This window comes from Vibrio sp. 070316B (assembly GCF_013114115.1).
Lineage (GTDB): Bacteria > Pseudomonadota > Gammaproteobacteria > Enterobacterales > Vibrionaceae > Vibrio > Vibrio chagasii_B.
Genome location: NZ_VTYC01000033.1, coordinates 51,833 through 63,154 on the forward strand (window position 1 = coordinate 51,833; position 11,322 = coordinate 63,154).

Annotated in this window: 9 protein-coding genes and 3 tRNA genes; all 12 read right to left on the reverse strand. The window is 45.8% G+C overall.

Annotated features, from left to right (window positions below):
* Positions 1-25: 25 nt before the first annotated feature.
* Positions 26-544, reverse strand: coding sequence for an S-ribosylhomocysteine lyase (gene luxS / locus F0251_RS20005; RefSeq protein ID WP_171731672.1), 519 nt, complete (start codon positions 542-544; stop codon positions 26-28).
* Between the two features lie 24 nt (positions 545-568).
* Positions 569-1,219 (reverse strand): hypothetical protein, encoded by a 651-nt coding sequence (locus F0251_RS20010; RefSeq protein ID WP_061032463.1) that lies wholly within the window; start codon positions 1,217-1,219, stop codon positions 569-571.
* Between the two features lie 10 nt (positions 1,220-1,229).
* Positions 1,230-2,798, reverse strand: coding sequence for a glutamate--cysteine ligase (gshA, locus tag F0251_RS20015; RefSeq protein WP_061032462.1), 1,569 nt, complete (start codon positions 2,796-2,798; stop codon positions 1,230-1,232).
* 99 nt (positions 2,799-2,897) lie between these two features.
* Positions 2,898-5,756, reverse strand: coding sequence for a pitrilysin family protein (locus tag F0251_RS20020; RefSeq protein ID WP_171731673.1), 2,859 nt, complete (start codon positions 5,754-5,756; stop codon positions 2,898-2,900).
* A 9-nt stretch (positions 5,757-5,765) separates the two neighbouring features.
* Positions 5,766-6,227, reverse strand: coding sequence for a YqaA family protein (locus F0251_RS20025; RefSeq protein ID WP_004741880.1), 462 nt, complete (start codon positions 6,225-6,227; stop codon positions 5,766-5,768).
* A 6-nt stretch (positions 6,228-6,233) separates the two neighbouring features.
* A complete protein-coding gene (locus tag F0251_RS20030) occupies positions 6,234-7,187 on the reverse strand; it encodes an NADP-dependent oxidoreductase (RefSeq protein WP_171731674.1) in 954 nt (317 codons plus the stop codon).
* Positions 7,188-7,340: 153 nt separating this feature from the next.
* Complete coding sequence (locus F0251_RS20035) at positions 7,341-8,471, reverse strand: sodium ion-translocating decarboxylase subunit beta (protein ID WP_004741882.1); 1,131 nt, start codon at positions 8,469-8,471, stop codon at positions 7,341-7,343.
* A gap of 9 nt (positions 8,472-8,480) precedes the next feature.
* Complete coding sequence (gene oadA / locus F0251_RS20040; protein ID WP_171731675.1) at positions 8,481-10,268, reverse strand: sodium-extruding oxaloacetate decarboxylase subunit alpha; 1,788 nt, start codon at positions 10,266-10,268, stop codon at positions 8,481-8,483.
* 31 nt (positions 10,269-10,299) lie between these two features.
* Complete coding sequence (locus F0251_RS20045; RefSeq protein WP_004741884.1) at positions 10,300-10,557, reverse strand: oxaloacetate decarboxylase subunit gamma; 258 nt, start codon at positions 10,555-10,557, stop codon at positions 10,300-10,302.
* Positions 10,558-10,932: 375 nt separating this feature from the next.
* Positions 10,933-11,009 (reverse strand) — tRNA-Arg (locus F0251_RS20050).
* Between the two features lie 80 nt (positions 11,010-11,089).
* A tRNA-Arg gene (locus tag F0251_RS20055) sits at positions 11,090-11,166 on the reverse strand.
* 58 nt (positions 11,167-11,224) lie between these two features.
* Positions 11,225-11,301 (reverse strand) — tRNA-Arg (locus tag F0251_RS20060).
* Positions 11,302-11,322: the final 21 nt, after the last annotated feature.

The following is an 11,322-nucleotide window of genomic DNA, read 5'->3' on the forward strand; positions in this document are numbered from 1 at the left end:
ACTCATCGAGAATCAACTCAAATGATTAATCGACTTTAAGCTCTTTAAGCATTGACTCAGGCAGTGCTAGTTCGTCATTCTTGTTTACTGAGATACCAGCAGCGATGATGGCATTCGCGATCTCTTTCGCTTCGTCCAAAGAGTGCATTGCTGCTGTACCACACTGGTATTCGTTCAGCTCAGGGATCTTATTCTGGTTCTCAACTTTCAGCACGTCTTGCATTGCCGCTAACCAAGCATCAGCAACTTGCTGCTCTGAAGGTGTACCAATCAGGCTCATGTAGAAACCTGTACGACAGCCCATAGGTGAAATATCGATGATCTCTACGTCTGCACCGTTCAGTTGAGCACGCATGAAACCAGCGTATAGGTGCTCTAGAGTGTGGATACCTTTCTCAGATAGGATATCTTTGTTTGGTGCCGTAAAACGCAGGTCAAATACCGTAATGGTATCCCCTTTTGGAGTTTGCATTGTTTTCGCAACACGAACTGCTGGTGCGTTCATACGAGTGTGATCTACAGTAAAACTATCTAATAAAGGCATTGCTATTCTCCGTGACGGTTGGCTTTAGAAAAACCAACTTCGATTGTCTTCTAGTTCTTTGCGGCACTGTTTCAGTTGCCAGCCATAATCTTTTGCTTGCTGTTCGACTTTACGAGCCACCTTAATTAAAGATGGTTTGCTGTTATACGACTTACGTTTATAACCACCGCGGCCTTCATGGTAAGCCAAGTACTGGTTGTACGGGTCCCATAGCGAGATACCGAGTTGACGACGCGTTTCGCTGGTGTACCAGCCTATAAACATCAGCGCATCATCAAAGTTGGTTCTTGAACCGCCATTGTTGGTCGCTTTTTGGAAATCTTCCCAAGCGGGATCCTGAGCTTGAGCATAGCCATAAGCGCTGCTTACACGTCCCCAAGGAATAAACCCAAGGATGTAGTCTTTTGGTGGGCGCGCATCATGACGGAAGCTACTCTCTTGTTTTACAAAAGCCATCGCTACGTTGATGGGAGTACCCCACTCTTCTTGCATATCTAAGGCATCTTCATACCACGATGGATGCTCTCTGAAGATACTACATAGGTTGTCTTGCTGTTTCGGCGGTGGTGTTGCACAACCAACCAAAAGGCTAGAGACAACACCGACAGTGACTACAGGTAACCATTTACTACTCGCACGAGTAGGCTTACCTAATAAGGTTTGCTTCCTTTCCACCAACGTCTCGCTATGCTTTTAAATACGAAAAATAATCCGCTAAGAAGCTATCAAAATCTTGAGTGCTCGCTTCTTCACTTTGTTGCTGAGCTACCACAGAGCGTTGAACCTCTGCTTCCATCAGCTCAGCTGAATATACTTTGTATTGATGTGCTTTGTGCTGTTGAGCGTACGTTTTGCCTAGCGCACAGCCAACTTTACCTAAACCACCTAACTTCTTAGTCTCTTCTAGCAATTGGCCAGAAATGGTTAGCTCTGGGTTATCAATCCAAGCTTCAAGCGTATCGCAGGTTTCTTGGTAAGCTCGGCCGCCTTGTTCAGCATCCATCATCTCAGCAATTGAGCGTAGGTCTTTGAAAACGCGCTTAGCCCAATCTTGAAGAGACAATCGCTCACCGTGACAACCAATTTGCAGTTCTAGACCAACTTGACGACCTTCCAAGATCACCTTGTTCCAGTTATCACGCCAGCATTCAAGCTCACAGTTATCCATTTCAGCAGAGTCAGTTAGCACACTCCACGTTAGGAATAGATCTAAGAAGCGAACTTGCTGCTCAGTGATACCAATTGAGCTGAATGGGTTTACGTCTAGAGAGCGAACCTCGATGTACTCAACACCGCCACGAGCCAGTGCTTCAGACGGTTTCTCACCACTCTTCGCCACACGCTTAGGACGAATAGGTGCGTAAAGCTCATTCTCAATTTGCAATACGTTGCTATTAAGCTGACGGTATTCGCCATCAACCTTAACACCAATCTCTGCAAACTCTTCAGATGGCGTGCGAATCGCTTGGTTTAATCCTTCAAGGTACTGACCTAGGCTGTTAAAGCCTATCTTCAATACGCTTTGTGCGCTGTTAGTGTAACCAAGATCACTCAGACGCAGCGCCGTTGCTTTTGGTAAATACAGTGTCTCGCCAACCTTTTCAAAAGGTAGGTTGGTTTCTCTTCCTTTGATGAAAGAAGAACACAATGCTGGCGAAGCACCAAAGAAGTATGGGATTAACCAACCAAAGCGGTAGTAGTTACGGATCAAACCGAAATACGCATCTGACTTAGCTTCACAACGCGCCTCTTCTGTTTGCTCTCCAAATAGGCTATCCCAGAAGCTTTCAGGGAAAGAGAAATTGAAGTGCACACCAGAAATAATCTGCATCAAGCTACCGTAACGACGTTTCAAACCTTCTCGGTATAGCGTTTTCATTTTACCGTTATTAGACGTGCCGTATTGCGCGAGCTGAATGTAATCTTCGCTACCAACGTAACAAGGCATAGAGAGCGGCCACAGCTTTTCGCCGTCTAACTTGGTTTGTGTGAAATGATGAATATCAGACAACTGATTCAAAAGAGTAGGAACGTCATTTGAAACAGGCGTGATAAATTCCAGTAACGACTCAGAGAAATCGGTTGTTACCCACTCGTTCATCAACGCAGAACCTAAAGCCTTAGGGTGCGGCCCAGTAGCAAGGTGCCCATCTTCCGTGTAGCGTAATGTTTCCCTTTCAACACCACGACCAAATTGAGAGAAGGTCTTAGGGTTGGTTGCAACTTGCTTTAGTCGCGCAGCAAAATCAGTCAAAATTCAGTTCACTTATCTTATATCGTTCTGATTAGAACTATCATAAATTAGGTTGGAGGAGAAAAGTAGAGTCTCTTCCCTCCCCCTTTAATGTGTACTCTAACGAATGATTTCAAGCTCTTCTATTGGAATATCTAACTTTTCTAATTGCGGGCGAAGCGAAGCCGCATCACCAACCACAATTATTTGATAATCATTCGGGTCAAACCATTTCTTAGATAGCTCGTTTAAGGTCTCTTTTGACACCGTTTCAACTATCTGATTACGCTGTTGTAGGTAATCTTCATCAAGGCTCAATGCAACAATATTACTCAACAACCCTGCTTTCTGACTTGGCGTTTCGTATTTGAGTGCATCTTGTTGACCGACGGCAAGGCGCATAAATTTCACCTCTTCGTCAGTTAATCCACTTTGGCTAAACTCATTCAGTTCATTAATAAACTCTTGAATCGATGCCACTGTCGCGTTAGCTCTTACCTGTGCGCTAAACACTACTGCGCCCGTTTCACGAGTACTGGCAAAGTAACCGCTCGCACCATAAGTGTATGCTTTGTCTTCACGTAGGTTCTGGTTGATGCGGCTATTAAAATTACCCGCTAGGTTAAAGTTAGCCAATTGGCTCTTATACAACTCACCCGTAGCATCAAAAGGCAGACCTTTGCGAACTAAACGAACGATACTTTGTGGTGCACCTGGCTTATCAACTAAATACAAACGCTGCTCAGTCAGGTCTTTGACAATCTGTGGGCGTGTTAGCGGTGCCGCCTCGCCTTGCCACTCCTCAAAGAATTGTAGCTGCTTTCCAACCTCTTTCTTCGAGATGTCCCCTACAATAACAATATTAGCTCCCTCTGGAGTATAGTGTTGACTGTAAAACTGTTTTACATCGTCCAGAGTTAACGATTCTAGCGAGTCTTTAGTACCATCACTTGCACGAGCAAAAATACTGTCGCCAAACAGCACTTCACGGGTTGCTTGAGATGCCATCCAACTTGGTTGTTGATGCTGATATACCACCCCTTCTAGCATCTGTTTCTTAACGCGTTCGAAGTCTTGATCATCGAACTTAGGCTCAAGCAAAACTTCTTGCACGATCGCTAAGGTTTGAGGCAGGTTTTTCTCTAGCGTAGAAATTGAAATATCTGTGGTGTAGCTACCAGCACTAATGCTCACGCTGCTCCCCAGCTTATCTAGAGTCGCCTGGAGCTCTTCAACCGTTCGCTTAGTGGAGCCTTCTTCCATCATAGCGGCAGTTAGGTTTGCTAGCCCCTCTTGTCCTTTACGAACATAACGCTCACCCGCAGGTAGTTGAATTTGCATTTGTACCGTTGGCGTTTCGCTGGTTTCAGTACCAATCAAATCAGTACCGTTTGCAAAGTGCATGCGATACAGCTCTGGCATTGTCGCTTCGACACCAAAGGTCACCTCAGGCATCACACTGCGATCAAAAGTGTCCGTTGCTCTTCTGAAGTTCAGTTGGTCTTCCGTTACTTTACTGTATTCAGGCAAAGTACGTGGTGGCGTGGTAAATGTTGCTTCTCGAACGGCTAAATCAAGCTGCTTTTTCGGAACCACACTCAAAGTCACCTTATGCTTGCCTTCGATGAAGTCTTGGTAGGCCTTGCTCACGCTTTCAGGTGTAACGGCACGGATTTGATCCAGTTGGGACTCAATGCGATCTGGCTGACCATAGAAAGTTTGGTTAGATGCCAATTGCGACACCTTACCTTTAACACTTTGCAGTGCAAAAACCGCATCCGCTTCGGCCATTCCGGTAATCTGATCTAGGCGTTCTTGTTGAATGCCCTCTTTCGAGAACTTATCTAAGGTATTCATTAACTCTTTGTTGAGAACGGTTAAGTCACCTTTTTTACCAGAATTACCCATCGCATAGACGTACATAGTACATGCCAACTCAGCACAATCGTGGAATGAGCCTGCACTCACGGCTTTTTGTGTCTTCACTAAGTTTTGGTAAAGGTAACTGTTAGTACCGGAACCTAAAACGTTAGACAGTGCATTCAGTGAAGCTTGTGTCTCTTCGCCGCGATAAGTTGTCGGCCAACCGACCAATACCATTGGTTGGCGAATGTTATCTTCTAGAGTGATGTACTTGTCTTCCGTTAGCACAGCAGGCTGTTTCTCTGCAGCTTTAACTTCTGGGCCTTTTGGGATCGGGCCAAAGTATTTATTAACCCACTCAAGCGTATCGTCGACATCGATATCACCACCGATTGTCAGTACCGCATTATTTGGGCCGTACCAACGCAAGAAGAATGCCTTGAGATCATTCACATCCACTCGGTCAAGATCTTCGACATAGCCAATTGGTTGCCATGAATATGGGTGCCCTTCAGGGTAAAGCGCTTCACCCATGCGCTCCCACATCAAACCATAAGGGCGATTTTCATAGCTTTGAGCTCGTTCATTTTTAACCGTACCTCGCTGAACCTCGAATTTCCGCTGAGAAACCGCATCAAGTAAGAAGCCCATTCGGTCTGACTCTAACCACAACATTTTTTCAAGTTGATTAGATGGGACGGTTTCAAAGTAATTAGTGCGGTCACGATTAGTGGTGCCGTTTAACGAACCACCGGCCTCAGTAATGATCTTGAAGTGCTGCTGGTCACCAACGTTCTCAGAGCCTTGGAACATCATATGCTCGAAGAAGTGCGCAAAACCAGACTTGCCTATCTCTTCACGTGCAGAGCCGACATGATAGGTAACATCCACGTGTACAAGTGGATCGGAATCATCGGGAGAAAGGATAACGGTGAGTCCATTATCTAATTGATACTTAGCATAAGGAATCACCACTTTATCTTTAGAGGGCTTAACCTCTTCTAAAAGAGTGACACCTTCTGGTAATGAGGAAAAGAAGGATGTTGAGCTAGGTACATTGTAAGAACAGCCGGCAATGGCGATAAGAGAAAATGTACCAAGTAAAACCTTTTTCATAGGTTCTCCTTAGAAAAAACCGAAGTAGATAGCAGCAAGTAAGCTATAGCGAGCAGCTTTGCCAATCGCAATCAAGATAACGCTAGGGATGAATTTCATTCTCAGCCAGCCAGCGGCTAGACACAAAGGGTCACCGATAACGGGCAACCAACTGAAGAGTAAAGTCCAATAACCATAACGGCTTAGCCAAGCCATAGCCTTATGACCATGCTTTTCTGATTGAGTTCGATTAGGCAACCACAAACCAATCCAATAGTTAGTAAGGCCACCTAACGTATTGCCGAGTGTCGCTATCAGAATGATCGACGATGTTGAGAATTGATCTAAGCTCAATGCCGCGACAAGGCTCGCTTCAGAGCCTCCGGGCAACAAGGTGGCACTCAAGAAGCCACTGATAAATAAGACCCATAGCGCTGAATCAGAGAACCAAAGCGCTATGTTTTCGAAAAGAGAATTAAAGAACTCTAGCACTGCATATTAACCTTCTTGCATCTTAAGCAGTATCTTGCCTCTGGTGTGTCCGGTTTCTACCTGCAGATGAGCCGACTGTGCCTCTTCCAGCGGGTAAATACCTTGAATTTCTGTTTTTAGCAATCCAACACTCACCATATAAAGCATGGTATCCATTTGCTCTGGGTTAGGTTCCACCAACATACCTGATGCTGTGAAACCTAAAAGTTTTGCCTTCTCGCAGATTAACTCTGCCGATAGGGTCGGAACGGTAACCACTCTTGCGCCATCTTTCAGGCACTTCAACGCATCAAGCGCCGTATCGCCACCTACCAAATCAATCAGCACGTCGACATCCGACACTCGTTCAGACGCTGGAGCAAATTTATAGTTAATAGCATGGGCACCTAGCGTTGCTAGGTAATCAAGATTTGCTTCGCTACAAGTGGTGTAAACCTCAGCTTTTGCTGCAACGGCAATTTGAACGGCAATGTGTCCAACACCACCCGCACCCGCTAAAATGAGTACGCGATCGCCCTCTTTCACTTCCGCTTTATTGAGCGCTTGTGCCGCCGTTTGACTCGCCAGAGGGAGAGCGGCTGCCGCTTCTAATGTTACAGAGTTAGGAATGATGCTCAGTGCAGTTTCAGGTACACACACATATTGGCTGTAACCACCGCCTTGCAATGGGAAGCCGATAAAGCCCGCCACATTATCACCAACAGTAAAACGCTCAGCCTGTTCGCCTAACGTAACCACTTGCCCCGCGATATCGTAGCCTGGTACCCAAGGTAGGTTATCTTTGTTTTGTGCAGCCGCCCAACCTAGCCCTGCTCGAGTTTTAACATCTATCGGATTGACGCCGGAAAAAGAGACCTTAACCACCACTTCGCCAGCTTTAGGCTCTGGTATTGCACTGGTTTGAAGTACAAGGTTTTCCACCCCACCAAACTCGGTAATCGCTATCTGTCTATTTTCCATTTAAACACGTCCCTAATTAGTTAAAACCTAACGAATAAAAGAAAGGGATGCACAAGCATCCCTTCGACTATAAACCATTTAATAAGGCTAAGTTAACCGCTCATTCGTAAATTGACGACCAATTAACGTAACGATACATGACCTAGCTATCCACTAACCGACTAGCGCTAATAGAATACCGGCCGCAACCGCGCTACCTAATACACCTGCCACGTTCGGCCCCATTGCGTGCATCAACAAGAAGTTCTGAGGGTTAGCCTCAAGACCAACCTTGTTCACAACACGAGCTGCCATTGGAACCGCTGATACACCAGCAGCACCAATCAATGGGTTGATGTCCTCTTTCGAGAAACGGTTTAATAGCTTCGCCATCAACACACCGCCCGCAGTACCGATACTGAACGCCACCGCACCTAAGCCTAGAATACCTAACGTTTCTAAGTTCAAGAAGGTATCTGCTTGAAGCTTAGAACCTACACCCAAGCCAAGGAAGATAGTTACAACGTTGATCAGTTCGTTTTGTGCAGTCTTCGATAGACGGTCAACCACACCCGCTTCACGCATTAAGTTACCTAAACAGAACATACCAACCAGTGGTGTTGCTGAAGGTAGGAACAAGATCGTCATCAGTAACACTGCAAGTGGGAAAAGGATCTTCTCACCTTTGCTTACGTGACGAAGCTGAGCCATCTTAATTTTGCGCTCTTCTGGAGACGTTAACGCCTTCATGATTGGCGGCTGAATGATAGGAACTAAAGCCATGTAGCTGTATGCCGCTACAGCGATCGCACCTAGCAGATCAGGAGAGAGCTTACTCGCTAAGAAGATAGCCGTTGGGCCATCTGCACCACCGATGATTGCGATAGAAGAAGCATCTGCCATCGTAAATTCCATGCCTGGAATGTAGTTCAGCAAGATCGCACCAAACAGTGTTGCGAAAATACCGAACTGAGCAGCCGCACCTAACCACAAGGTTTTAGGGTTAGCAATCAACGCACCGAAGTCCGTCATCGCGCCCACGCCCATAAAGATCAGCAGTGGGAAAATACCCGTTTCAATACCAATGTAGTAAACGTAGTAAAGCAAACCACCTGGATCAGTAAATCCAGCATTTGGAATATTGGCTAATACAGCACCAAAACCAATCGGCAACAACAGTAAAGGTTCAAATCCTTTGCGGATTGCCAAAAACAACAGCAAGCAACCGACCAGCATCATACAGATCTGGCCGAACTCGAAGTTAGCAATCCCTGTTTCAGACCATAAGGTCATCAATCCTTCCATGGTACTCCCTTACGCTAGGCTTAGTAGTGGAGCGCCTACAGTAACTGCATCGCCTTCTTTAACATTCAGTTCTTGAACGATACCACCACGAGCAGCACGAACTTCCGTTTCCATCTTCATCGCTTCAAGAATAAGCAGAACGTCGCCTTCAGCGACTTCAACGCCCGCCTGAACGTTAACTTTAAAGATGTTACCCGCTAATGGAGCTGGTACCGCTTCCGCGTCAGATGCCGCTACCGGTGCAGCTTGTACCGCTTGAGCTGGTTTTGCTGATGGTGCTACTGACGTCAGCTCACCTTGTGGGCCAACTTCTACATCATAAACCTGACCATCCACTTTCACGCTGTAGCTCTCGATACCACCAGATACAGGAGCTGGTGCCGCTGCTGCCACAGGAGCCGCAGCTTCTGCCGTTGGCGCAGGTTCGAATGCTTCTGGGTTACGACGGTTCTTAAGGAACTTAAGACCCACTTGTGGGAACAGTGCATAAGTCAGTACATCATCTACCGTATCTTCCGCTAGAGAAATACCTTCTGCTTTTGCTTTTTCTAGCAAATCAGTCGTTAGCTCATCCATTTCAGATTTCAGCAGATCTGCTGGGCGACAAGTGATCGCTTCAGCACCATCCAATACTTTAGCTTGCAGTTCTGCATCCACTTCAGCTGGAGCTTGACCGTATTCGCCTTTCAATAAACCCGCTGTTTCTTTAGTGATGCTCTTGTAGCGCTCACCCGTCAGTACGTTAATAACCGCTTGAGTACCGACAATTTGAGAGGTTGGCGTTACCAAAGGAATGTAGCCAAGCTCTTTACGTACGCGTGGGATCTCTTCAAGCACCTCATCCATACGATCGGCAGCGCCTTGCTCTTTCAACTGACCTTCCATGTTAGTCAACATGCCACCAGGAACCTGAGCGATCAAGATACGAGAATCAACGCCTTTCAGCTGGCCTTCCCATTTCGCGTACTTTTTACGAACATCACGGAAGTAAGAAGCGATTGGCTCAATCTGATCCAGCTTAAGATTCGTATCGCGCTCTGTACCCTCTAACATCGCCACAACCGTTTCAGTTGGTGTGTGACCGTAAGTACAGCTCATTGAAGAGATAGCCGTGTCTAGAATATCGATCCCCGCCTCAACGGCTTTAACCGCTGTTGCAGTCGATAGACCGGTTGTTGCGTGGCTATGCAGCGCTAGAGGAACATCACACGATGCTTTGATGCGTGTAATTAACTCTTCTGCTTCATAAGGCTTTAATAAACCTGACATATCTTTGATACATAGTGAATGACAACCTAGGTCCTCTAGACGCTTAGCCAGATCAACCCAAGTATCAGAGTTGTGAACCGGACTGGTTGTGTAAGACAAGGTACCTTGAGCGTGGCCGCCAACATCAATCGTTGCTTTCACCGCTTTCTCAAAGTTACGTACGTCATTCATCGCATCAAAAATACGGAATACGTCCATGCCGTTCTTATGGGCACGTTCAACAAATTTTTCTACTACATCATCCGCGTAGTGACGGTAACCCAACAGGTTTTGACCACGCAGTAGCATCTGCATTGGTGTGTTTGGCATCGCTTTTTTCAATTCACGCAATCGCTCCCATGGATCCTCTCCAAGAAAACGAATACACGAATCAAACGTCGCGCCGCCCCAAGTCTCTAAAGACCAGTAACCGACTTTATCCAGTTCTGCTGCAATTGGCAGCATATCTTCGATACGCATACGAGTAGCAAATAGTGACTGGTGCGCGTCACGAAGTACCACATCTGTGATAGCTAGTGGTTTAGACATGCTCATAAACTCCTTTTTAATCCTTTAAATGCTACTTAGCAGTCGACGCACGGTATTGATGAACCGCGGCCGAAATTGCTGCCACTACCTGTGGACTAACAGCTGAAGGGTTTGATTGTGATTTTTGAATTTTTTTAGGTGCTGCGATCGGCTCTGGTACTTCTTCTGGTACCAGTTTTGACATCAACCGAACGAGGTAAACTAGAATAGTTAGGAAAATAAAGACAACGGACATCCCCGTTATCATCAGAGTCGCCGCATCTCCTAGCAGGCTTCCAATATTAGTCATGTTGCTTCCTTTCTTCGTCATCCTGACATATGTACAGGATTTCAGCGAATAGTGATCCCGACCCTTGGATTATCTCGATTGGTAAAACTTTGTCAATTTTGTTTAAGGTTCTGTTACGGATAACGCACACATTAGGTTAATTATTCGCCTGCCAGATCACATAAATCTGTCAAATATGTAATTTTCAGAGAATTAAACTGTGACTTAAATGGAGCTTTTTTAAGAAATGATATGAGAAAGGTGGAATAACAAGGAAGTATTCGATAACCACTTAAAATACAACAAGTTAAATGTTAAGTAATTTTAACATTTGATCAACATTTATGTATCAGACATAAAAAAAGCCTCGTAAAAACGAGGCTTTTTTTAATAATGTGGCGCGCTCTGGAGGATTCGAACCTCCGACCGCCTGGTTCGTAGCCAGGTACTCTATCCAGCTGAGCTAAGAGCGCACGGTTTTAATATCAATTCATTGTTACTAACAACAGATCAATATAAGGATTTCATTCTTATAGAAAGAAGCCCTAAATAGTGGCGCGTCCTGGAGGATTCGAACCTCCGACCGCCTGGTTCGTAGCCAGGTACTCTATCCAGCTGAGCTAAGGACGCGCAGTTTTCGATATCGGTATTCCCAATATCAGGGGTTCATAAAAGAAACCCTAAATAGTGGCGCGCTCTGGAGGATTCGAACCTCCGACCGCCTGGTTCGTAGCCAGGTACTCTATCCAGCTGAGCTAAGAGCGCACGGTTTTCGATATCAGTATT

Coding starts and splice junctions, on each gene's coding strand:
- F0251_RS20030 (WP_171731674.1), bottom strand. CDS start 7,187: ATGGAAAATAGACAGATAGCGATTACCGAGTTTGGTGGGGTGGAAAAC.
- luxS (WP_171731672.1), bottom strand. CDS start 544: ATGCCTTTATTAGATAGTTTTACTGTAGATCACACTCGTATGAACGCA.
- F0251_RS20020 (WP_171731673.1), bottom strand. CDS start 5,756: ATGAAAAAGGTTTTACTTGGTACATTTTCTCTTATCGCCATTGCCGGC.
- F0251_RS20035 (WP_004741882.1), bottom strand. CDS start 8,471: ATGGAAGGATTGATGACCTTATGGTCTGAAACAGGGATTGCTAACTTC.
- oadA (WP_171731675.1), bottom strand. CDS start 10,268: ATGTCTAAACCACTAGCTATCACAGATGTGGTACTTCGTGACGCGCAC.
- F0251_RS20045 (WP_004741884.1), bottom strand. CDS start 10,557: ATGACTAATATTGGAAGCCTGCTAGGAGATGCGGCGACTCTGATGATA.